The following is a 21,743-nucleotide window of genomic DNA, read 5'->3' as shown; positions in this document are numbered from 1 at the left end:
GTGCCGCGGGTGAGGATCGTTCCGCGGGTCAGGTTCGGGAAGCGGTGGGTGCGCCGGCTGGTGACGGCCGGCGCGCTCGTGGTGGCGGTCGGGGTGCTGACGTCGGCCGGCGGTGAGCTGTGGGTCCGCGGAACGGCCCACGGGCACGTGTTCGGCGAGGGGCGATCGTCGTGACGCAGACCTACCACCTCGACCGGGCGGTGGCGCTCTGCCGCAAGCTGGGCATCGAAGCCACCGGGGTGGGTGACGACTCCGTACGCGTCTACGAGGAACCGTGGCGCAACTCGGTGATCCGCGAGCGGGGCGCCGTGGTCAAGGCCGTGGCCGACATCGTCACCCACCGCGACCCGGTCTTCCTGGGCCGCCAGGAGACAACCGTGCAGGAGGCGCTGACCGGCTGACAAACGGTCTGTTCGTGACATGCTGAGAGCCGTGACATCGCGACCGCTGCGCAAACTCGGGTTCCTCACCATCGGCCTGTTCGACCCCGACGACCCCCGACCGGGGCACGAGTCCACGCTCGACATCATCAAGCTGGGCGAGGACCTCGGCTTCGACAGCGCCTGGCTGCGGCACCGCCACCTGCAGCACGGCATCTCGTCGCCGATCGCCATGCTGGCCGCCGCCTCGCAGCGCACCTCCCGGATCGAGCTGGGCACGGCCGTGATCCCGCTCGGCTGGGAGAACCCGCTGCGCCTGGCCGAGGACCTGGCCACCGTCGACCTGCTCTCCGGCGGGCGCATCAACCCCGGCGTCAGCGTCGGCCCGCCGATGAACTGGGAGACCGTCAAGGAGGCGCTGTACCCGGACACCGCCGGCGCCGAGGACTTCAGCTATCGCCGGGTCGAGCGGCTGCTCGGTTTCGTCCGCGGCGACAAGGCCACCGACTTCAGCGGCGCCCAGGGGGTCGTCGAGGTGTTCTCCGACCGGGTCGAGCCGCACTCGCCGGGCCTGGCCGGTCGGATGTGGTACGGCGGGGCGAGCCTGCGCTCGGCGCAGTGGGCCGGCGAGCACGGCATGAACTTCCTGACCAGCAGCGTGGTCAAGGCCGAGGAGGCGGAGGACTTCGCCGAGATCCAGCTGTCGCACGTGCGGACCTTCCGCAAGCACCACCCGGACGGCGACCGGGCCCGGGTGTCCCAGGGCCTGGTCGTCATCCCCACCGACTCGGCGAACGCCGAACAGAAGGCCAAATACGCCGCGTACGTCGAGAAGCGCACCCCCCGTACCAGGGAACCGCAGGGCCCGGCCCGGATGCTCTTCTCGCCCGACCTGATCGGCAGCTCGGCCGAGATCGCCGACCAGCTGCTGGCGCACGCCGCCTTCCGCGAGATCGACGAGGTGGCCTTCGCCCTGCCGTTCAGCTTCGACCACCCCGACTACGTGCAGATCCTCACCGACATCGCCGGCCGGCTCGGCCCCGCGCTGGGGTGGCGGCCGGTCAGCTGAGGGCGGGCACGGTCACCGGCTTGCCGTCGGTCAGATCGGCGATCGGGATGAGCGCGGACGGGCCGCTGCCCATGAGCACCAGCGTGGTGGCGTCCGAGTCCTTGGCGGCCATCCGCTTGAGCGCGGCCACCTCTTCGGCCGCCACCGTCACCTTGCCGTCCTTGCGCTGCGCCTTGACCTCGCCGAGCGGCCCGCTGAGCACGATGCACAGCTTCCGGTCGCCCTGCTCGGCGTAGTACGTGTCGGCGTCGCACATCCCGAACAAGCCGGGGTCCTTCTGCGTCTCGCCGGAGAGCGCATCCTCCTGCGCGTACACCTCGATGGTGTGGCTGCCCGGCAGCTTGAGGGGGTCGGCCCAGACCGCCGTGCCCACCCCGGCGCTCGCCACCGCCGCCGCCAGGATTCCGGCCGTCCAAACCAACTTCCGTCGCTTCGTCATGGGTAAGAACCTATGAATCAGCGGCCGCCGGAACCTGAGTACCGTTACTCAACCCGTACCCCGCTGGTGGACCTAGCACCACCCGAGCCGGGATGCTGGCCCCAGCGACTTCCCGGCCGCGAATCACTAGCGTTTTCCGGTATGACGACAACGCTGACCCCCGTCCGAGCAGCCATTTCCCTGTACGGCGTGAGCCGGGTATTCGGTCGCGGACCGGCGGCCGTCCGCGCTGTCGACGACGTGACGCTCGAGTTCCCGCGCGGCGGCTGGACGGCGGTGATGGGTCCCTCCGGCTCCGGCAAGTCCACATTGCTGCATTGCGCGGCCGGGCTCGAAAAGGTCGACAACGGCCGGGTGCTGCTGGGCGACACCGACCTGACCGCGGCGGGCGACGCCGAGCTGACCGCGCTGCGCCGCACCCGCATCGGGTTCGTGTTCCAGAGCTTCAACCTCATCGGCGCGCTCACCGCCGAGCAGAACATCGCACTGCCGCTGCGGCTCGCCGGGCAACGCCCGTCCCGTACGGCCGTGCGCGCCACCCTCGACGCGGTGGGCCTGGCCGACCGGGCCCGCCACCGGCCACGGGAGCTCTCCGGCGGCCAGCAGCAGCGCGTGGCGATCGCGCGGGCCATGGTGACCCGGCCCGAGGTGCTGTTCGCCGACGAGCCGACCGGCGCGCTCGACTCCACCGCCGCCCGCACGGTGCTCGACCTGCTGCGGGCGATGGCCGACGCCGGGCAGAGCATCGTGATGGTCACCCACGACCCGGGCGCGGCCGCCCGCGCCGACGCGGTGGTGTTCCTGCGCGACGGCCGGGTGGTCGACCGGATCGCCGGGGCCGACGCCCACCGGGTCGCCGACCGCCTCGCCGCCTGGGAGCGCTGACATGCTGCGCCTGAGCCGGGCCGGGCTGGCCGAACGATGGACCCTCTTCGCCGGCGCGCTGCTGTCGGTCGCCCTCGGGGTGGCGCTGGTGCAGTCGTCGCTGCTGCTGATCATCACGGCCGCCACGATCGACCCGCCACCCGGGCTGAGCGAGGCCGACCGCATGCGCTTCGCCGACGGCGCCGACACGGCGGTGGCGATGCTGGGCGTCGTGCTCGGCCTGGCCGTCTTCCTGGCCTGCTTCATCATCAGCTCCACGTTCGCGTTCACGGTCGACCAGCGCCGCCGCGACCTCGCCCTGCTGCGCCTGGTCGGCGGGAGCCGCGGGCAGGTCCGCCGGCTGCTGCTGGGCGAGGCGCTGCTGCTCGGCCTGGCCGGGGCGGGCCTCGGCATCCCGGCCGGGCTCGGCGTCGTGACGGTGCAGGGATGGCTGCTGCGCCGCTTCGAGTTCGTGCCCGAGGGGTTCACCGGGCAGTGGCGCACGTGGATCCTCAGCGTCTCGCTCGGCACGGGGCTGCTGCTGGCGACGGCCGGGGTGCTGGTCGCCGCGCGGCGCGCGAGCCGGGTGCGACCCCTCGAAGCGCTGCGCGAGACCGGCGCGGCGGCCCGGGTGATGACCGCCGGGCGCTGGATCGCCGGGCTGCTGTTCTTCGGCGGCGCGCTGGCCCTGGTCATCGTGGCCCCGCACGGCGGCCCGGCCGGCGGGGCGGCCATGGCGATGAACGTGGCGATGCCGGCCGCGGTGGCCGTGGTGGCGTTCGGGCCGCTGCTGGTGCCGCTGCTCGCCCGGCTGATGCCGTTGCGCGGGGTGCTGGGCTCGCTGGCGCGGGCCAACGTCGGTGACGCGCGGCGCCGTTCCGCCTCGGTCGCGGCGCCGCTGATCGTGCTGGTCGCGCTGGTGGTCGGCAACACGGCGGCGGGGGCGTCGTTCAGCGCGAGCGCGGTGATCGAGCAGGAGCGCACGACACACGCCGACTTCGTGGTTGTCGGCCACAGCCCCATCGACGCGGCGCCGCGGGACGGCACGGTGCCGGGCGGCACCGCGCCGGGCGACACCACGCCCGGCAACACCACGCCCAGCAACACCACGCCCAGCAACACCACGCCCAGCAACACCACGCCCAGCAACACCACGCCCAGCAACACCACGCCCAGCAACACCACGCCGGGCGGCACGGTGTCCGGCGGCACGGTGTCGGGTGTCGCTGCGGTGCCCGGCGTAGCCACGGTGTCGACCGAGCTTTCTTTGCCCGGCGAGATGACCTACGGCGAGGGCGAGGACCGGGAGTCCGAGGGCGTCTCGGTGCTGGTGATCGACCCGGCGGCGTACGCGGCCGTGCACGGCACCCCGGTGACCTTCGACGGGCGGGGCGCGGTGGCTGGGCCGGGCGGGGACGTGCCTCGCGACGGGACGGTGCGCCTCAGGCTGCCCGGCGGTGACCTGGGTGAGCTGCCCGTTACGGGCTCGGTGCCGGCTGCCATGAGCGGCGGCGCGAACCTGCTGCTGCCGTCCGGGCGGCTCACCGGGGCGCAACTGACCGGCGCGTCCGCCCTGTCGTTCGTGGCGCTCGAACCCGGCGCGGACCGGGAAGCCGTACGGGCCGCGCTGTCCCGCCTGGGCCCGGTCTCCGACCTGGGCGACTGGCTGCGGGCCGACGCCGCCGACCGCGACTCCACCAACCGCAAGGTGATGCTGATCGTGCTCGGGCTGGGGAGCCTGTACGCGCTGATCGGCGTGGTCAACTCGGTCGTGATCGGCGCGGCCACCCGCCGGCGCGAGTTCGCCGAGGCGCGGGTGACCGGGCTGACCCGTGGACAGGTCATCCGGGCGGCGGTGCTGGAATCCTTCGCCGTGACCGGGGCCGGGCTGGTGCTGGGCGGTCTCGCGGCGGCGGCCGCCTTCGCCGCCGTGCTGTCCACGACGGCGGCCGTGACCGGCGTCGCGACGCTCGAGGTGTCGTGGTCGCTGCTGCTGGGGGTGGCGGTGGTCGCCCCGGCGGTCACCGCCCTGACCACCCTGATCACCTCGTGGACGTACACCCGGCGGCCGCCCGTGACGTTGCTGGCCGCGCGTGAATGACCCAGGCCCGGCGTGCTGCACTTTGCTCACGCCTGATCAGCTTCGGGACCCCGCGTTCCGCTGTTCAGCTCGCACGTGATCAGGCTCGGGCCTCACGTTCCTCTGCTCTCGCTCGCGAGTGATCAGACTCGGACCCCACGTCCCGCCGCCCTCGCTCGCGTGTAATCAGACTCGGGACCCCACGTCCCTCCGCCCTCGCTCGCGCGTGATCAGATTCGGGCCCCACGTCCCGCCGCTCGCGCTCGCGCGTGATCAGCTTCGGGGCGGCAGGCGGACGACGTCGGCGATCACCGCGTCGTCCTCGGTGAGGCGGACGGCGGCCGGGCTGTCGTAGACGACCAGCAGCCGTCCGTCGCCGTAATAGCTCAGCCCCTCGGCGTGGTCGTCGCCCTCGCCGTACGTCAGCTCCAGCTCTCGGGTGATCAGGTCGCCGCGGACGATCGTCGGCTGCTGCGTGCGCCCCGCCCCGTGCCAGCGGTACACGCGGACCGGCCCGTCCAGGTCCATCGTCGGGCCGGCCAGGATCAGCAGGTCGTCGCCGTCCGGGCAGAGGTCGCGCACACCCAGCCCGTCGAGCTTGAGCACGTGCTTGCGATAGGTGAAGCCGTCGTCGAACTCGTGCAGCCGCAACCTGTCCGGCTCGTCGGGATCCACGTACGGCCGCAGCTCCAGCACGAACGCCCAGCCGCGCAGCACCGGCCCGCGCAGCCCCAGATAGACCCGGTCACCGACGACCGCGATGCCCTCGATGTCCAGCCCGTTGTCCTTGCCGGGGATGGGCAGGAACGGCGCCAGGTGCTCGTCGCGGCGCAGCAGCGAGCGCAGGTCGTCCCGGCCACCCAGCGCGGCCGCGTAGTGCTTCTCGCCGGCGACCTCGATCTCCCGTACGGGGGTGGGAAGCCCTTCGATGTCGGCGATCGGAAGCCGTACGAGGATCTGGCGGTTCTCCTGCCCCTCGACACGGGCCAGCCGGCGCAGCGCCTTCTGCCCGTCGTGCCGGTCCTTGATCTGCTTGCGCCGCAGGCTGTGCGAGCCGATCGCCCACAGGAAGTGGCCGGTGCGGGCCAGCCCCTCGACGTCGGCTTCCTCCTCGATGTCGGTGCCGGGCAGCGTGATGAAGTCGCCGAGCCGGTACGTGGTCTCGTCCGCGAACTCGGCCGGCGCGTCCGGGTTGTCGGCGACCAGCCGCTCCAGGGTGGCGGTCTCGTCGCCCGCGATCCACAGCACCGGCCCGTCGAGGCGTACCGCGGAAAGGTTGGTATGGGTCGCCGCGGCGCGCGACGTGTCCCCGAAGCGCAGCCGCACCGTGTGATCGAGCGTCATGGTCAACATCGTCGCACCGGCGGGCCACGCCGGGTCTCCCCTGACGGGATATCGAAATCAGCTGGACGGCCGGGGCGCCGCGACCGGGCTGCGATGTCCGTCGGTGTCCACCGCCCGTACGCCGAAGAACAGGTTGTCCTTCGACAGGTCGATCGTCACCGTCGTCACCTTCCCCACGGCCCGCGAGTGCTCCCAGTCGGGCGCGGTCGTCTCACGCCACACGACCTCGTAGCCGGCCAGGTCCGGTTCGGCGCCGAGCTCCCAGCGCAGGGTCGTGTCGTTGGTCAGCCGCGTCGTGTCGATGACGACTCCCCGCGGCATCCCCGGCGCCTGCGCCAGCGACCACAGCGCGGCCGCGTTGACCCGGGCCACCCGCGCGATGTAGTCGAAGTCGCAGAACTCCGGCAGGTCGCCGTACTGGACGCCGTCCTCCACCCGTACGTCCTGGTGTTCGTGGGCGAAGTTCTCGCGCGGCTCGGTGAACCGGGCCGCCGGGTAGCCCCGCAGCAGGAACGAGATGTGGTCGCTGCCCCGCAGGTAGCGGTCGCGCCGCCAGACGACCCGCACGTCGGCGCCGTCGGGCTCGACGTCCTTGACGAACCGGCCCAGTTGCCGCGACGGCCCGTCGTTCTCGCCTCCCACGCTCCTGCGCAGGTTCGCGTCGGCCGCGGTCTCCGAGGTGGGCACGCCCTCGACGAACAGCCGCACGGTCCGGTCGCTGGGCCGGCTGCCGTCGTGCGCGTCCCCCGTGCCCACGATGTCGTTGCTGAACATGGCCTGGATGTCGGTGTTGCGGTCACGGTAGCTCTGGGCCAGATGGTCGGAACCGTAGAGGCCCTGCTCCTCGCCCGCCACCGCGGCGAACACGATCGTCGCCTCGGGCCGCCGGGTCGCCATCACCCGCGCCAGCTCCATCACCACGGCCACCCCGGACGCGTCGTCGTCGGCGCCCGGCGCGTCCTTGACCGCGTCCATCACGTCGCTCACCCGCGAGTCGTAGTGGCCGGTGACCACGTACGTGCGGTCGGGGGTGACGCTGCCGCGCAGGGTCGCGATCACGTTGGTGATGGTGGTCGGCACGGGCACCCGCGGGGACACCGGCTGCACGAACGACTGCAGCTCGACGGTCATCCGGCCGCCCGACGCCGCGGCGTGACGCTTCAGTTCGGCGAAGATCCAGTCGCGGGCGGCGCCGATTCCCCGTACGGGATCGTCCTGGCTGGACAGGGTGTGCCGGGTGCCGAACGACACCAGCTTGCGCACGATCGTCTCGATTCGCCCCGGGTCGATCTCGCGCAGGATCGTGCGCAGCTCCCGGCTCGGCGGCTTCCCACCGGCTCGAGCCTGCTCCCCGGTCACGAGGGGTGTGGCCGCGGCTGCAGCGGTCACGGACAGAAACGCACGCCGACTCGTCTTGGCCATGCCCACCACTGTGTCCCACCAGATGAGCAGAAGTCCATGCTTATCGATGAACTAGGGTCGGCGCGTGACGATCTCGTCGCCGCCCTCGGGGCTTCGGACGCCTCCCGCTTCATCACCGGCGAACACATCACCGTCAGCGGCGGCCACACCACGGGGTGATTATCAAACCTTCAATTATCACCCCCGCGGGGGACGAGCGCCAAAAATAGGCCCGTTCGGGGGAAGAAGGCCTGGCAGATGCCGCGCCGGACAATTCCTGACCAGCAGTCGTGCAGCACTTTGATGCATGCGGGCACGCATTGTGTACCGCACAAGACCTCTCCGCCTCCCGAGGCCCGACAGAAACATTGAAAAAGCCGTTGCGCCGGTGCCAAACTCCACCTGAATCGATCTTCGGATGGAGCACCTAATGATGGCACAACCGACAACTGGTCGCCCCCTCGAGCGCAGAGCAATCTTCATTTTGCTCGCCGTCGTTGTCACCGCCGCCCTGGTCGGGGCATCGATGTTCGTCTGGCCGGACAGCCGGCCCATCGGCGTCGCGATCTTCGCCGCCGCCGCCGCGGTGCCGGTGATCCGGGCGCACCGGGCTCCCAGGCCGCGCTCCGGAACCGGCGAGCCGCCCGCGGCGGCCCCGCGAAGGGACCACCGATCGATCGCCCCGAGGCACCTGGATCTTTCCCATGAGGCACCGACTTCTCGCTCCTACGTCGAGATCGTGCCCGCCGGGTCCTTCACGCTGACGCCTCGGAGCAACGAGCTGGGGCGGCAACTCCGCACCCTCGGGCTGCTGTCGTTGATCTCGGCCTACACCGTCGTGGTCTGCCTGCTCGCGACACACCTCCGCGAAGCCGCCCCCTGGATGCTGGCGATCACCGTGACGACCGTCGCGGGGTTTTCCATCATCGCGACCCTGACCCGGAACGCTCACCCACCGCGTGGATCCGCGCCAGGACCGGCAGACAGCAGTGCTGAACAACATCGTTCATCGAACACACAATTGAGGATCGAGCCGAATGGCCGCATCGAAAGCCGAGCGGGAAACAGGAGAAGCGAGTGAAGATCCTAAGCCGAGAGCCACACGGCTGACCGTGAATCTGAATCCCCAGGCGTCCGAACAACTCGAGCGCCTCAGCGAGGAGACCGGGCTCAATAAAACCGACATCGTCAACCGCGCATTGATCATTTATGGGGAGGTGCAGGAGGAGACCAAGCCCAAGGGTTCGAAACTTCTGGTTCAGAACGCCGAGACGGTGACGGTGCTGAAATTCATCTGACCGGCACCGGGGAAACGACGAGGAGATGCGGTGGAAACACACGTTCTACCGACGTGGCGCAAGTCGAGCGCCAGCGGGATCAAGGGATGCGTCGAGATCGCGGTCGAGACCACCATCCTGGTCCGTGACTCCAAGAATCCGGACGGGCCGGTGCTGAAGTACACGGCCGAGGAATGGCAGGCGTTCCTGAAGGGAGCCAAGGACGGGGAGTTCGACGATCTGTAGCCGGTCATGAGGGCGGGGCGGCGGGCCGTTATCCGGGCCCGTCGCCGTCCGTGAGTCCGGGACGGGCGATCAGCCGGTACTCGTCCTCCACGATGTGGACGAACCGCCGTTTGGCGGCGCTGGTCGCCTCGGCCGTCCAGACCGACCGCATGGCGGCCCACGCCTCGCGGGGGCCGGGGTTGGCGAACAGCTCGCTCATCTGGGTCCGTGTCTCGGGCTCACCCAGCGTGCCGGTCAGGTAGCCCAGCTCGATGTGCTTGATGAAAAGGTTGACGTAACCCCGGTGCTGGAAGGTCGCCCGTTCCTGCTCGGTGGGCTCGTAGCCGAGATAGAGGGCCGGATTGTCGATGGCCATCTGCACCAGTTCGAGCTGGGCGCTGCGGATGGCCTGATGCCGGCTGGCGAAGACGTCGCGCGCCTGCAGAGTCAGGGAGGCCGCGGCGGCGACCAGGGCCACGAGCGAGAACGCTATCGAGACGACTTCGCTCCCCATGCCACGGATGCTGGCACAGCACCCCGTCCACACGGACCAGCGTCAGCACCGCCGAACCAAACTCGCAAACCCCCCACAAACGGCCAAACCGCAGAAACCCGGCCGCAGGCGGGCGCACCCCGGGTGGAGTGGCCCGCCTGGAGGGCCGTCAGGCGCCGCGGAGAGAGGCACCGAAGCGGGAGGTCACCGCGGCCACGGCAGCGTCGCGGGCGGCCAACGTCTCCTCGGTGGTGAGGGTGCGGTCGGGGGCCCGGAAAGTCAGCTTGTAGGCGAGTGACTTCTTGTCCGGCCCGAGCTGCTCCGACTCGTACAGGTCGAACAGCGACACCGACTCGAGCAGGTCGCCGGCGCCCGCTGCGAGCACGGCGGAGACGTCGGCGGCCGGGACCGCGGCGTCGAGCACCAGGGCCACGTCGATCAGCGCGGGCGGGAACGACGAGATCGCCGGGGCCTGGGTGACCGGGGGCAGGGGCAGGGCGTCCAGGTTGAGCTCGGCGGCACAGGCGCGCTTGGGCAGCTCGAACGCGGACACGACGGCCGGGTGCAACTCGCCCGCGTGGCCGATCACCGTGCCGTCGACCGAGATCGCTGCGCAGCGGCCGGGGTGCCAGGGGGCGTAGTCGGCAGCCGCGACGGTGACGCGGGACGCGGCGACACCGGCGGCGGCCAGCGCGATTCGCGCCGCTTCGACCGCGTCGGCCCAGGAAGCCGCGCGACCCGGGCCCCACCAGCCGCCGGGCTCGATGTCGCCGGTGAGGGCGACCGCGAGGTGCCACGGCTGGGCCGGGACGATCTGATTGACCGCCGCCCATTCCTGGTCGGTCGGCCGGCGGTCGACACCCATCGCGGGCGGGGCGGCCTCTGCCAGGCCGGGCAGGAACACCGTGCCCATCTCGTACAGCGCCACGTCGCGCTTGCCCCGGCCCAGGTTGCGCTTGAGCGTGCCGAACAGCGTCGGCAGCAACGACGTGCGCAGCAGCGGCTCCTGCTCCGACAGCGGGTTGGTGAGCCGTACGGCGCTGCGCCGCGGGTCGTCGGCCGGGTAGCCCAGCTGATCGGCCGCGGCGGGAGCCACGAAGGGGTAGGACAGGACCTCGACGTACCCGTTCTCGGCCATGGCCCGGCCCACCGTACGGCGGCGGTGCTGCTCAGGGGTGAAGCCGCTGCCGCCGCGAGCCGGGGGCAGCAGGCTGGGGATGTCGTTGTAGCCGCCCAGCCGGGCGACCTCCTCGACCAGGTCGATCGGCGCGAGCAGGTCGGGCCGCCACGACGGCGGGGTGACCTCGAACGGGCCGGGCCCGGTGACGTGACAGCCGACCTGCGACAGCAGCGCGGCCACCTGCTCGGTGTCGTAGGCCAGGCCGATCCGCCGCGTGGGCAGGGCCGGGTCGAGCGTGATGGTGGCCGGCGCGACGACGTGGTCGATGTCGAGCACACGCTCGTCGGCAGTGCCACCGGCGTGCTCGGTCAGGATCTGGACGGCACGCTCCAGCGCGACCAGGGTGAGCTGCGGGTCGACGCCGCGCTCCCACCGCTTGGCGGCCTCGCTGAACAGCTTGTGCCGGCGGGCCGTGCGGCCGACCATCACCGCGTCCCAGTGGGCGGCCTCGAGCAGCACGTCGACCGTGTCGGGCTGCCACTCGCTGGTCTCGCCGCCCATCACCGCGGCCAGCGAGATCGGGCCGGTGTCGTCGCAGATCACCATGTCCTCGGCGTCGAGCACGCGGGCCACGCCGTCGAGGGTGGTCAGCTTCTCGCCCGGCCGGGCCCGGCGCACGACCAGGCCGCCGTTGAGCCGGTTGAGGTCGAAGACGTGCATCGGCTGGCCGAGCTCGAGCATCAGGTAGTTGGTGATGTCGACGGGCAGCGAGATCGTGCGGATGCCCGCGGCGACCAGGCGCTGCTGCATCCACAGCGGCGACGCGGCGTTGGGGTCGATGCCCCGCACGACCCGGGCCGAGAAGCGGTCACAGCCGACCGTGTCCTCCACGGTCACCGGGTGGGGCGAGGCCTCGGTGGCGGTGGCGAACTCGATGGCGGCCGGGTCGGTGAAGGGGGCGTCGAACACGTACGACAGCTCGCGGGCGAGGCCGCGCAGACTCATCTCGTAACCGCGGTCGGGCGTGATCTCGACCTCGACCAGCACATCGGAAAGCCCCACGACGGGACGGGCGTCGTCGCCGGGCCGGGCGGCCCCGGGCGGCAGCACGATGATGCCGTCGTGGTCGCCGCTGAGCCCCAGTTCGGCCGCGGAGCAGATCATGCCGTTCGAGTTGCGCCCGTACGTCTTCCGAGCGCCGATCTTGAAGCCGCCGGGCAGCTCGCCGCCGGGCAGGATGACCGCCACCAGGTCGCCCTCGGCGAAGTTGCGGGCGCCGCAGACGATCTCCTGCGGTTCCGCGCGGCCGACGTCGACGGTGGTGAACCGGATCGGCTTCTTGAACCCGGTCAGCTCCTCGATCGTGAGCACGCGGCCCACCACCAGGTCACCCGTGACCGTGGCGGCCTGGTCGACGATCGACTCGACCTCCATGCCGAGGTTGGTCAGGGCCTCGTCGAGCTGCTCGGCGGTGAGGCCCGCGGGCAGTTCGACGAACTCTCGCAGCCAGGACAGAGACGTCTTCATGGGCTCAGACCTCCATTCCGAAGTTGGCGGTGAACCGGACGTCGCCCTCGACCATGTCGCGCATGTCGCTGACGCCGTTGCGGAACATCAGGGTGCGCTCGACGCCCATGCCGAACGCGAAGCCCGAGTAGCGCTCGGGGTCGATGCCGCAGGCGGTCAGCACCCGCGGGTTGACCATGCCGCAGCCACCCCACTCGACCCAGCGCGGGCCGTCGCGGTGCTGGGCGAACCACACGTCGAACTCGGCCGAGGGCTCGGTGAACGGGAAGTAGTGCGGCCGCCAGCGGGTGCGCGCGTCGGGGCCGAACATCGCCTTGGCAAAGTGGTCGAGCGTGCCGCGCAGGTGGGCCATCGTGATGCCCTCGTCGACGACCAGGCCCTCGATCTGGTGGAAGACCGGCGAGTGGGTCGCGTCGAGCTCGTCCGAGCGGTAGGCGCGGCCGGGGCTGACCACATAGATCGGGGGCTGCCGGGTGAGCATCGAGCGCACCTGGCCGGGCGAGGTGTGCGTGCGCATGACCAGGCCGGGCATGTCGACGTAGAACGTGTCCATGGACCCGCGCACGGCGTTGTCGGGCCCGATGTTGAGGGCGTCGAAGTTGGCCCACTCCAGTTCGAGCTCGGGGCCCTCGACGATGTCGTATCCCATGCCCGCGAACAGGTCGCCCATGTGCTCCATGAGCGTGGTCAGCGGGTGCCGCGCGCCGCGGGGACGGCGGTCCCACGGCAGCGTGACGTCGACGCGTTCGGTGACCAGGACCCGCGCGGCGCGCTCGATCTCGAGCTCGGTCAGGCGGGAGTCGTACGCGCCCTGAATGGACTGGCGGGCCAGGTTGACGCGTTTGCCGGCGTCGGACTTGGCGGCCGGGGGCAGCGAGCCGATCTCGCGGCGGGCCAGCGACACGGGCGCACGGTCACCGAGGTGCGCGGATTTCAGGGCGGCCAGGTCGTCCAGGTCGGACGCGGCGTCGAAGGCCTTGCGCGCCTCGTCCACGGCGGCCTCGAGCGCGGCCGGGTCGAGCAGGGCGGCCTGCTTCGGGTCGTATGGATCGTTGCGGTAGGACATTGTCTCCCTCACGGTGATGCCGGACGGCAGTCTACGGAGGTGCGGCTGAGCCGCAGCCCGCCGGTCAGGGAGAGGGGGGTGGGTCAGACCCGCGGCCCGCGACCAGCGGGCCGGCTAAACAGCGTCATCGGGGTCCACACGCTGCCCAGCATATCGCCTCACCCCTGACGCACGGCGACGACCATGCCCGCGTGCGCCGGGATCGGCGAGTCCATGCCGCTCAGGGCGACCCCGGCCGCCTCCATGGGGATCTCCGAGCCGATCAGGCGGCCCGGGTCGAGCCGGCCGCGGGCCACCAGGTCGAGCATCGGCGGGTAGTCGGCCGCGGCCATGCCGTGCGAGCCGACCACCTGCAGCTCGCGGGCCACGACCAGGTCCCACGGCAGCGGGGCCCGGGCGTCGTCGCCGAGCATCAGGCCGACCTGCACGTGCCGGCCACCGCGGCGCAGCGCGCGCACCGAGGCCTCGGCGGTGGCGGCCGACCCGTACGCGTCGACCGCGATGTCGGCCTCCTCGACGACCTCGTGGACGATCACCGCGCCGAGCGAGGCCGCGAACGAGTTGGCGGCGGGCGACGGGTCGATGGCCAGCACGCGCAGGTTCAGCGCGGCCGCGATGAGGATCACCGACAGGCCGACGCCGCCACAGCCGTAGACGGCGATCACGGCGTCGTCCGGCACCGGACCGTGGCCGGTCAGGGCGCGAAAGGCCGTCGCGAACCGGCAGCCCAGCGACGCGGCCTGCACGAAGCCGACGCTGTCGGGCAGCCGGACGAGGTTGGTGTCGGCCGCCCGGACGACCACCCGCTCGGCGAACGAGCCGGGGTGGGTGAAGCCGGGCTGGGTCTGGTCGGGGCAGACCTGGGCCCGCCCGGAGGTGCAGAACTCGCAGATCCCGCAGCCGTTGACGAACGGGGCTGTCACCCGCTCGCCCAGGGAGAACCCGCCGACCAGGGGCCCGACCGCGACGACGATCCCGGCGAACTCGTGGCCGGGGATGTGCGGCAGCGGCACCGGTTCGTGCCCGCGCCAGGCGTGCCAGTCGGAACGGCAGAGGCCGCTGGCTCGTACGTCGATGACCACGCCGTCGGGCGGGCAGGCCGGTTCGGGCACCTCGGCCACCCGCGGCGGCGCCCCGAAGGCGTCGTAGACGATGGCCCGCATCAGCGCTGGGCCCGCGCGGAGGCGTAGAGGCAGACAGCGGCGGCCGCGGCCAGGTTGAGGCTCTCGGCGCCGCCGTAGATCGGCACGCGCACCCGCCGGTCGGCCGCGTCGAGCAGGTCCTCGGGCAGACCGTGGGCCTCCGAGCCGAACAGCCACGCGGTCGGCCGCGCGAGAACGCCGTCGTCGGCCAGCGTGTCCAGGTCGTCGGCGCCGTAGCCGCTGGTCGCGAGCACCTGCAGGCGGGCCTCGCGCAGCGCCGTCACGACGTCCAATCCGGTTCGCACCACATCTACATGAAACAACGAGCCGGCCGACGCGCGGACGCATTTGCCGTTGTACGGGTCGACGGCGTCCCCCGCGAAGATGACCGCTCCCGCCCCGGCGGCGTCCGCGGTGCGCATCACGGTCCCGGCGTTACCGGGGTCGCGGATCTCGGCCACCACCGCCACCAGCCGCGGCCGCTTGGCCAGCGCCTCCTTGAGCGGCACATCCACCTGCTCGCACACGGCAACAAGACCTTGCGGCTGCACGGTCTCGGCCAGCCCCGCCAGAGCCTCCTCGTCAACGGTCGACACCACGGGCGAATGCGCGGCCAGTTCCCCATGCCGCTCAACCGCATCGGCAGTGGCGAACAACTCCACCACCACGCCCGAAGCCAGCGCCTCCCGCACCGCTTGCGGCCCTTCCGCCAGGAACCGTCCGCTCTGATCCCGATCGCGCCGGCGCTGCAGTTTCCGAGCCGCAACAACGCGCGGCGTACGGGATGTGAACGTCATCGACGGTCCTTGATCTTGGTTTGGGCTTTCGGGCGCAACCGCTCACGCAGGTCGCCGTGGTGGGTTTCGCGTTCTGGACGCGCCAGCGGCCAGCGAAGCCCGCCGCGGCCCTCGGCGGGAGCGACGGTCTGTACCCACCACCCCGCTACGACATCTGCTCTTGAATTTGCTCTTCAAAAGGTCGTAGGCGCCTCCCCATCGGGAGACGCCTACGGAAATTCCTGCTTACGCGGTCTGGGCGGCAGCGCCGCCCGTACCCTCGGCTGCAACCGCAGCCTTCGCCACCTCGACGATCGCCGCGAAGGCCGCAGCGTCGTTCACCGCGAGGTCAGCCAGAATCTTCCGGTCGACCTCGATCTCGGCCAACCGCAACCCCTGGATGAGGCGGTTGTAGGTCAGGCCGTTGGCCCGGGCGCCCGCATTGATGCGCGTGATCCACAGCTGGCGGAAGTCGCCCTTGCGGTCACGCCGGTCGCGGTACGAGTACTGCATCGAGTGCAGCACCTGCTCCTTGGCCTTGCGGTAAAGGCGGGAGCGCTGACCGCGGTATCCGCTGGCGGTCTCCAGCAACGTGCGACGCTTCTTCTGGGCGTTGACTGCCCGCTTGACGCGTGCCATTTCGGTACTCCTAACAGGGGAACGTGTGTGGCGCGCGCGTCAGCGGCCCAGCAGCTTCTTGACTCGCGGGGTGTCAGCCTTGTCGACCACGACCGTGCCGGTCATGCGACGGGTGACGTGCGAGGACTTGCCCTCGAGCAGGTGGCGCTTGCCGGCCTTCTCGCGGACGATCTTGCCCTTACCGGTGACCTTCACCCGCTTGCCGGTGCCGGTGTGGGGCTTGAACTTAGGCACGTGGAGCCTCTTTCTGATCTTTCCGCACGACAGGGGGCCCGTTGCGGCCCCCTACGTGCGGAAAAGCTGTCTACTCTGCGGTGGTTTCGGTGGCCGCCGGAGCTGTTTCGGCCGGCGCTTCGCCGTCGCGCGGCTCACGCCCCGGCTTGCCCGCGACGGCTGCCACGGCCGCGGCCTTGGTCGCCCGGTGCGGTGCGAGCACCATGATCATGTTTCGGCCGTCCTGCTTCGGACTGGCTTCCACGAAACCGAGCTCCGAGATCTCTTCGCTGAGCCGGCGCAGGAGCCGGAAACCCAGCTCGGGGCGGCTCTGCTCGCGACCGCGGAACATGATCGTCACCTTGACCTTGTCGCCCGCCTTGAGGAACCGCACCACGTGACCCTTTTTGGTCTCGTAGTCATGCGGGTCGATCTTCGGGCGGAGCTTCATTTCCTTGATGACGGTCTGCTGCTGGTTGCGCCGTGCTTCGCGTGCCTTCAGTGCGCTCTCGTACTTGAACTTGCCGAAGTCCATGAGCTTGCACACCGGCGGCCGCGCCATGGGAGCAACCTCGACCAGGTCCAGATCGACGTCCGCGGCCAGCTGAAGGGCGCGCTCAAGCGGGACGATGCCCACCTGCTCACCCTCGGGACCGACCAGTCGGACCTCACGTGCCCGGATCTGTTCGTTAACGCGTGGTTCGACGCTGATGGGGCCTCCTCAGAACGGTTACATGCCAATGTCGGTCGGCCCCGTCGCCCCATTGCTGCAGGGCCGGGAAAGCAGAAGGCCCCAGCACATGCTGAGGCCCGCTCGACCGGTCATCGGCGCCCATGAGGACGCTCCCCGCGCCTCGGATATTCCCCCGAGGCCCAGGTGACCGGACCCGGCCCTCAAGGAAAGGACGGCGGGTGGGAACCAGCGGGCTCCTCTTTCGCGCATGTCCCGCGGATCGGGATCCGACGAACATGCGTGGTCGACGTCGCCCAGCTTACCAGGTGCGGCTTGTCACGCATCCACCGCGGCGGAGTGCAGCTTTCGCAGGGTGCGCACACCCTCGACCGCGTAGTCCTTGTCGGCGGCCTGCAGCGCGTGGATCGACACCTGCTCCTCGTCGTGCAGTTCGAGCTGGGCCCAGGGCGAGTTGCGGTCGAAACGCACCGCCCGCACCACCGACCAGGGCAGCTCGTAGCCGCCGACGACGTTGCGGATGCTGATCTTTTCCTCGTCGGCGGTGACCCGGGGACGAAGGAAGGCCAGCACGCCGAGGCCGATCAGGATGCCGAGGCCGATCATCGCGGCCTGGTCGCCGCGCTGGAACGAGCCCGAGTTGTCGAAGCCGGCCGAACCCTTGAGGCCGAAGCTGAGCACGGTGAACAGCACGACCACGGCGGCCGCGATCGGGATGGCGACGACACGGATCTTCTTGGGGCGATAGGTGACCATCACAGCCTGCAATTCGAGATGTCGGTGACCAGGATAGCCCGGGCGCCCAGTTCGTAGAGCTCGTCCATGGTGCGGTGCATGCCCGTACGGGGAACCATCGCCTCGACGGCCACCCAGCCCTCACGGTGCAGCGGCGACACGGTCGGCGACTCGATGCCCGGGGTCAGCGCGGTCGCGTGGTCGAGCAGGTCGGCGCGGACGTCGTAGGCGAGCATGACGTAGTTGCGGGCCACCAGCACGCCCTGCAGCCGCCGGATGAGCTGGGCCGCGCCGGAGTGGTCGCGCCCGGCCCGCCCGATCAGGATGGCCGAGGAGCGCAGCAGCGGGTCGCCGATCGTGACCAGACCGGCCTGGCGCAGCGTGGCGCCGGTCTCGACCACGTCGGCGATCAGGTCGGCGACACCGAGGCGGACGGCATTCTCGACCGCGCCGTCGAGCCGCACGACGTCGGCCTTGAGGTCGTGCTCGGCCAGGTAACGCTGCACGACCCCGGGGTACGCGGTCGCGATGCGCTTGCCGCCGATCTCGTCGGCCGAGGTGAACGAGCCGGTCGGGACGGCCCAGCGGAACGTGGCGCCGCCGAAGTTGAGGTCGAGCATCTCGGTGGCCGGCACGCCGGAGTCGACCAGCAGGTCGCGGCCGGTGATGCCGAGGTCGAGGTCGCCGGAGCCCACGTACGTCGCGATGTCACGCGGACGCAGATAGAAGAACTCGACGTTGTTGGCCTCGTCGCGGCAGATCAGGTCTTTGGGGTCGGTGCGCTGGCGGTAACCGGCGTCGCGCAGGATCTGCGACGCGGGCTGGGACAGGGTGCCCTTGTTGGGAATGGCGATGCGCAGCATTACGGACGTGCTCCTTGCTCGTGAGTATGAGGCGGGGAGGACACGTCACAGATGTCGATACACGTCCTTCAGCTCGAGCCCGGTCGCGATCATCAGGACCTGGGCCTGGTAGAGCAGCTGGGAGATCTCCTCGGCGGCCCGCTCGGGGCCCTCGTGCTCGGCGGCCATCCAGGATTCGGCCGCCTCTTCGACGACCTTCTTCCCGATGAAGTGGACTCCGCGTTCCAGGGCGGCGACGGTGCCGGAACCCGGGGTCCCCTCCGCCGCTTTCGCCTGAAGCTCGGCGAACAGCTCTTCGAACGTCTTCACGGCGGCCATTTTGCCAACTCGTCACGGGATGGCGACGAACGGCCCCAGCAGGTGAGACGTGCCCTAGGCTCCCGGGCATGGTCAGCCGATTCACCCTCCTCACAACCGGCGGCGCCGTGCTCGCGCTCGCCGCCCTCGCGGGTTGCTCGCCCGTCGAGGAAAACGCCGCCCCCACCGCGACGACCAGCGCTTCCGCGGACGTTTGCCCTGCCGGCGCCCTGGCGACGAAGACCGCCGGCAAGCTGACGATCGGCACCGACAACCCGGCGTACGAGCCGTGGTTCTCCGACAACGACCCCAAGAACGGCAAGGGGTTCGAATCGGCCGTCGCGTACCAGGTGGCCCAGCGTCTGGGCTACTCGCCCGACAACGTGATCTGGACCTCTGTGACGTTCAACAACGCCGTCGCCCCCGGCCCGAAGGCGTTCGACTTCGACATCAACCAGTTCTCGATTACGCCCGAACGGCGTAACGCGGTGGACTTCTCGTCGCCCTACTACCTCGTGCGGCAGACGGTCATCACCACCAAGGGCTCGAAGATCGCCAATGCCAAGACCCTTGCCGATCTCCAGGCGGCCAAGCTCGGCGCCCAGGTCGGCACGACCAGCTACCAGGCCATCACCGACCTGATCAAGCCGAGCGCCCAGCCGTCGGTGTTCAACAACAACGACGACGCCAAGGCCGCGCTGGTCAACGGCACCGTCGACGGCATCGTGGTGGATCTGCCGACCGCGTTCTACATGACAGCGGCCGAGCTGAAGGACGGCGTCATCGTCGGGCAGCTGCCGCAGGTGGGCGTGCCCGAGCAGTTCGGCCTGGTGCTCGACAAGGGTTCGGCGCTGACCGGCTGCGTCAGCACCGCGGTCGACCAGCTGCGCCAGGACGGCACCCTGGCCGTGCTCGAGAAGACCTGGCTGGCCGGCGCGGACGGGGCCCCCGAACTCCAGTGAGCTCCGTCCACCAGCCGAGCGACATTCAGCTGGAACGGATCGCCTATCGCCGCAAGCGGGCGATCCGTTCCACGCTGCTGGCCGCGCTCTCCACCGCCGTCGTCGGGCTGCTGCTCTATCTCGGGGTCACGGGCTCGCCGGGCTGGGACAGGGTCAAGGCGTCGTTCTTCGACACCGACATCGCTGTCAAGGCGCTGACCGGCCGGGACAACTACCCGTCGATCCTGTCCGGGCTGTGGCTCAACATCCGGCTGATGGTGATCTGCACGATCTGCGCGCTGGCGCTCGGCCTGTTCATCGCGATCCTGCGCACCCTGCGAGGCCCGGTCAGTTTCCCCGTACGGGCCCTGGCGACCACGTACACGTACTCGTTCCGCGGTCTGCCGCTGATCATCGTGATCTACCTGTTCGCGTTCGGCATCCCCGGTCTGCGGCTGCAGGGCACGCCGGGCGTCACGGTGCTCGGCGCGGCGGCCATCGTGGTCACGTACGGGGCGTACCTGGCCGAGGTGTTCCGGGCCGGCATCGAGTCGGTGCACCCGAGCCAGGTGGCGGCGGCCCGCTCGCTCGGGCTGAGCTATCGCCGCACCATGCGCCACGTGGTCCTGCCGCAGGCCATCCGGCGGGTCACTCCGCCGCTGCTCAACGACACCGTGGCCCTGCAGAAGGACGTCGGGCTGATCTCGCTGGCGGGGCCGATCGACGCGATCCGGGCGGCGCAGATCAACCAGGCGGGCACGGCGAACTTCACCCCGTACGTGGTCGCGGGTGTGCTCTTCGTGCTGCTCGCGCTGCCGCTGATCGGGGTCACCGACTGGGTGACGTTACGAGCCGCGCGCCGGCAGAACGCGGGGACCTGATGCTGCTGTCCTGCACCGACGTCCGCAAGACGTTCGGCGCCACCGTGGTGCTCGACAACCTCTCGCTGGACGTGGACGAGCACGAGGTGGTCGCGCTGATCGGGGCCTCCGGCTCGGGCAAGTCGACACTGCTGCGCTGCGTCAACCTGCTCACCGAGATCGACGACGGGGTGGTGCGGCTGGACGGCGAGGACATCACCGACCCGCGGGTCGACCCCGACGCCGTACGGCAGAAGATCGGTCTGGTCTTCCAGAGCTACAACCTGTTCCCGCACATGACCGTTCTCGACAACATCACCCTGGCCCCCGTACGGGTTCACAAGCGGCCCGCGCGGGAGGCGCGCGACCAGGCGATGGAGTGGCTGTCGCGGGTCGGCCTGGCGGACAAGTCGGGCAGCTATCCCGATCGACTCTCCGGCGGGCAGCAGCAACGCGTCGCGATCGTGCGGGCGCTGGTCAACAGCCCCCGGCTGCTGCTGCTCGACGAGGTCACCTCGGCGCTCGACCCGGAGCTGGTGGGCGAGGTGCTCACGATGATCCGCGACCTCAAGGGCGAGGGCATGACGATGGTGCTGGCCACGCACGAGATGGGGTTCGCCCGGCAGGTGGCCGACCGGGTCGCGTTCCTCGACAAGGGCCGCGTCCTCGAACAGGGCCCGCCCGACCAGGTGCTCGGCGATCCGGTCGAGGCCCGTACACGCCAGTTCCTGGCCCGGATCATCGAGGCCGGCCGGCTCTGAATCCGCCCAAAAGTCCTGGCGCATTGATGTTGGTGCATGACATGGTGCTACCGCGGGCACGGGGGTGAACCGCCGAATACGGGGAGGCGGCCCTCTGCCCTGAGAGAGGACCGTTATGCGCCGAATTCTGGCATTGTCCGCCTTCTTGGCCGCTCTGGTCACCGGGTCCCTGCTGGTCGCGCCGGCCGCGCAGGCCGCCACCGGCCCGTCGGCAACCCGCATCGACTCCGTCGACCGCCGCCGGCAGGGCGACCGGGTGCTGGTGAACATCAGCTACACCTGCCCGGCCGGGGCGAGGATCCAGCTCACCGTAACCGTCACCGCGGCCAACGGTGACCGCATCGCGCAGGGCACCCGGCAGAAGCGGGTCGACTGCACGGGCGACTGGGCCGCCACCGAGATGCGGGTCGACCGTGACCTGGCCGGCGCGTTGTTCATCGTGGGGCAGGCGACCGCGCGGACGGTGCGGACGGTCTGCGACGACACGAGCTGCGTGACCATCCCGTTCGACGAGTCGATCCGCATCAGCTAGGGGGTTGT

At 70.6% G+C, this 21,743-nt stretch carries 27 protein-coding genes; 13 read left to right on the top strand and 14 right to left on the bottom strand.

Features of this window, described 5'->3' with window-relative positions; all coding sequences use genetic code 11:
• The first annotated feature begins 9 nt into the window (after positions 1–9).
• From C8E87_RS43830 to C8E87_RS26820, 3 genes are read left to right on the top strand one after another with little or no spacing between them, the layout of a single operon-like run.
• On the top strand, positions 10–174 hold the full coding sequence (locus C8E87_RS43830) for a hypothetical protein (protein WP_166661246.1): 165 nt from the start codon (positions 10–12) through the stop codon (positions 172–174).
• Positions 171–401 (top strand): hypothetical protein, encoded by a 231-nt coding sequence (locus C8E87_RS26825; protein WP_133875654.1) that lies wholly within the window; start codon positions 171–173, stop codon positions 399–401. Before C8E87_RS43830 ends, C8E87_RS26825 begins: the two co-directional genes overlap by 4 nt.
• Positions 402–432: 31 nt before the next feature.
• Positions 433–1,449, top strand: coding sequence for an LLM class flavin-dependent oxidoreductase (locus C8E87_RS26820; protein WP_239079992.1), 1,017 nt, complete (start codon positions 433–435; stop codon positions 1,447–1,449).
• Here the strand turns inward: C8E87_RS26820 and C8E87_RS46435 are convergent.
• On the bottom strand, positions 1,442–1,888 hold the full coding sequence (locus tag C8E87_RS46435; protein ID WP_133875652.1) for a hypothetical protein: 447 nt from the start codon (positions 1,886–1,888) through the stop codon (positions 1,442–1,444). The genes C8E87_RS26820 and C8E87_RS46435 overlap by 8 nt on opposite strands.
• A 141-nt stretch (positions 1,889–2,029) precedes the next feature.
• Here C8E87_RS46435 and C8E87_RS26810 point away from each other — a divergent pair, with 141 nt between their 5' ends.
• Together C8E87_RS26810 and C8E87_RS43825 are read left to right on the top strand one after the other, a co-directional pair.
• Positions 2,030–2,773: an ABC transporter ATP-binding protein gene (locus C8E87_RS26810; protein WP_133875651.1), complete on the top strand. Its 744-nt coding sequence runs from the start codon at positions 2,030–2,032 to the stop codon at positions 2,771–2,773.
• Between the two features lies 1 nt (position 2,774).
• Positions 2,775–4,853 (top strand): FtsX-like permease family protein, encoded by a 2,079-nt coding sequence (locus C8E87_RS43825; protein WP_166661245.1) that lies wholly within the window; start codon positions 2,775–2,777, stop codon positions 4,851–4,853.
• 252 nt (positions 4,854–5,105) lie between these two features.
• On the opposite strand, the gene C8E87_RS26790 is transcribed toward C8E87_RS43825, so the two are convergent.
• Both C8E87_RS26790 and C8E87_RS26785 read right to left on the bottom strand, forming a co-directional pair.
• A complete protein-coding gene (locus C8E87_RS26790; protein WP_133875650.1) occupies positions 5,106–6,176 on the bottom strand; it encodes a DUF3616 domain-containing protein in 1,071 nt (356 codons plus the stop codon).
• A gap of 57 nt (positions 6,177–6,233) precedes the next feature.
• Entirely contained in the window at positions 6,234–7,598 is a 1,365-nt protein-coding gene (locus C8E87_RS26785) for a M20/M25/M40 family metallo-hydrolase (protein WP_133875649.1), read from the bottom strand.
• Positions 7,599–7,634: 36 nt separating this feature from the next.
• Here C8E87_RS26785 and C8E87_RS45715 point away from each other — a divergent pair, with 36 nt between their 5' ends.
• From C8E87_RS45715 to C8E87_RS26770, 4 genes are all read left to right on the top strand, one after another.
• Positions 7,635–7,757, top strand: a complete 123-nt coding sequence (locus C8E87_RS45715) for an SDR family oxidoreductase (protein ID WP_166661244.1) — start codon at positions 7,635–7,637, stop codon at positions 7,755–7,757.
• A gap of 250 nt (positions 7,758–8,007) precedes the next feature.
• Positions 8,008–8,658, top strand: coding sequence for a hypothetical protein (locus tag C8E87_RS26780; protein ID WP_133875648.1), 651 nt, complete (start codon positions 8,008–8,010; stop codon positions 8,656–8,658).
• Positions 8,615–8,875 carry a ribbon-helix-helix domain-containing protein gene (locus C8E87_RS26775; protein WP_133875647.1) on the top strand — a complete coding sequence of 87 codons (261 nt, stop codon included), beginning with the start codon at positions 8,615–8,617 and terminating at the stop codon, positions 8,873–8,875. Before C8E87_RS26780 ends, C8E87_RS26775 begins: the two co-directional genes overlap by 44 nt.
• Positions 8,876–8,905: 30 nt before the next feature.
• Positions 8,906–9,100, top strand: a complete 195-nt coding sequence (locus C8E87_RS26770; protein WP_133875646.1) for a DUF397 domain-containing protein — start codon at positions 8,906–8,908, stop codon at positions 9,098–9,100.
• 28 nt (positions 9,101–9,128) lie between these two features.
• Here the strand turns inward: C8E87_RS26770 and C8E87_RS26765 are convergent, their stop codons facing one another.
• The 11 genes from C8E87_RS26765 to C8E87_RS26715 form a co-directional block, all read right to left on the bottom strand.
• Positions 9,129–9,593 (bottom strand): DUF6082 family protein, encoded by a 465-nt coding sequence (locus tag C8E87_RS26765; RefSeq protein ID WP_133875645.1) that lies wholly within the window; start codon positions 9,591–9,593, stop codon positions 9,129–9,131.
• A 148-nt stretch (positions 9,594–9,741) separates the two neighbouring features.
• The gene (gene pheT, locus C8E87_RS26760) at positions 9,742–12,219 is read right to left on the bottom strand and encodes a phenylalanine--tRNA ligase subunit beta (protein WP_133875644.1); all 2,478 of its coding nucleotides are present in this window, start codon (positions 12,217–12,219) and stop codon (positions 9,742–9,744) included.
• A gap of 4 nt (positions 12,220–12,223) precedes the next feature.
• Complete coding sequence (gene pheS, locus C8E87_RS26755) at positions 12,224–13,285, bottom strand: phenylalanine--tRNA ligase subunit alpha (protein WP_133875643.1); 1,062 nt, start codon at positions 13,283–13,285, stop codon at positions 12,224–12,226.
• Positions 13,286–13,443: 158 nt separating this feature from the next.
• Positions 13,444–14,448 carry an alcohol dehydrogenase catalytic domain-containing protein gene (locus C8E87_RS26750; RefSeq protein WP_133875642.1) on the bottom strand — a complete coding sequence of 335 codons (1,005 nt, stop codon included), beginning with the start codon at positions 14,446–14,448 and terminating at the stop codon, positions 13,444–13,446.
• Positions 14,448–15,224 (bottom strand): TrmH family RNA methyltransferase, encoded by a 777-nt coding sequence (locus tag C8E87_RS26745; protein ID WP_133875641.1) that lies wholly within the window; start codon positions 15,222–15,224, stop codon positions 14,448–14,450. Before C8E87_RS26745 ends, C8E87_RS26750 begins: the two co-directional genes overlap by 1 nt.
• A 225-nt stretch (positions 15,225–15,449) precedes the next feature.
• A complete protein-coding gene (rplT, locus tag C8E87_RS26740) occupies positions 15,450–15,842 on the bottom strand; it encodes a 50S ribosomal protein L20 (protein ID WP_133875640.1) in 393 nt (130 codons plus the stop codon).
• A gap of 39 nt (positions 15,843–15,881) precedes the next feature.
• Entirely contained in the window at positions 15,882–16,076 is a 195-nt protein-coding gene (gene rpmI, locus C8E87_RS26735) for a 50S ribosomal protein L35 (protein ID WP_133875639.1), read from the bottom strand.
• Between the two features lie 70 nt (positions 16,077–16,146).
• Complete coding sequence (infC, locus tag C8E87_RS26730) at positions 16,147–16,767, bottom strand: translation initiation factor IF-3 (RefSeq protein WP_133875638.1); 621 nt, start codon at positions 16,765–16,767, stop codon at positions 16,147–16,149.
• Between the two features lie 297 nt (positions 16,768–17,064).
• Positions 17,065–17,502: a PH domain-containing protein gene (locus C8E87_RS26725; protein WP_133875637.1), complete on the bottom strand. Its 438-nt coding sequence runs from the start codon at positions 17,500–17,502 to the stop codon at positions 17,065–17,067.
• A complete protein-coding gene (gene hisG, locus C8E87_RS26720) occupies positions 17,502–18,344 on the bottom strand; it encodes an ATP phosphoribosyltransferase (protein ID WP_133875636.1) in 843 nt (280 codons plus the stop codon). Before hisG ends, C8E87_RS26725 begins: the two co-directional genes overlap by 1 nt.
• A gap of 45 nt (positions 18,345–18,389) precedes the next feature.
• On the bottom strand, positions 18,390–18,653 hold the full coding sequence (locus tag C8E87_RS26715; protein ID WP_133875635.1) for a phosphoribosyl-ATP diphosphatase: 264 nt from the start codon (positions 18,651–18,653) through the stop codon (positions 18,390–18,392).
• Between the two features lie 77 nt (positions 18,654–18,730).
• Between C8E87_RS26715 and C8E87_RS26710 the strand changes: the two genes are divergently transcribed.
• The 4 genes from C8E87_RS26710 to C8E87_RS26695 all read left to right on the top strand — a co-directional run bounded on the left by C8E87_RS26710 (position 18,731) and on the right by C8E87_RS26695 (position 21,735).
• Positions 18,731–19,603 (top strand): ABC transporter substrate-binding protein, encoded by an 873-nt coding sequence (locus C8E87_RS26710; protein WP_133875634.1) that lies wholly within the window; start codon positions 18,731–18,733, stop codon positions 19,601–19,603.
• Positions 19,600–20,463 (top strand): amino acid ABC transporter permease, encoded by an 864-nt coding sequence (locus tag C8E87_RS26705; protein ID WP_133875633.1) that lies wholly within the window; start codon positions 19,600–19,602, stop codon positions 20,461–20,463. The genes C8E87_RS26710 and C8E87_RS26705 overlap by 4 nt, the downstream gene beginning before the upstream one ends.
• Positions 20,463–21,203, top strand: coding sequence for an amino acid ABC transporter ATP-binding protein (locus tag C8E87_RS26700; RefSeq protein WP_133875632.1), 741 nt, complete (start codon positions 20,463–20,465; stop codon positions 21,201–21,203). Before C8E87_RS26705 ends, C8E87_RS26700 begins: the two co-directional genes overlap by 1 nt.
• Before the next feature lie 115 nt (positions 21,204–21,318).
• Positions 21,319–21,735 (top strand): hypothetical protein, encoded by a 417-nt coding sequence (locus C8E87_RS26695; protein ID WP_133875631.1) that lies wholly within the window; start codon positions 21,319–21,321, stop codon positions 21,733–21,735.
• The last annotated feature ends 8 nt before the right edge of the window (positions 21,736–21,743 follow it).

The sequence above is a fragment of the Paractinoplanes brasiliensis genome (assembly GCF_004362215.1).
GTDB classification, from domain to species: domain Bacteria; phylum Actinomycetota; class Actinomycetes; order Mycobacteriales; family Micromonosporaceae; genus Actinoplanes; species Actinoplanes brasiliensis.
Note: the sequence above shows the minus strand (reverse complement) of the source record. Positions and strands in the feature narration are given on the sequence as shown.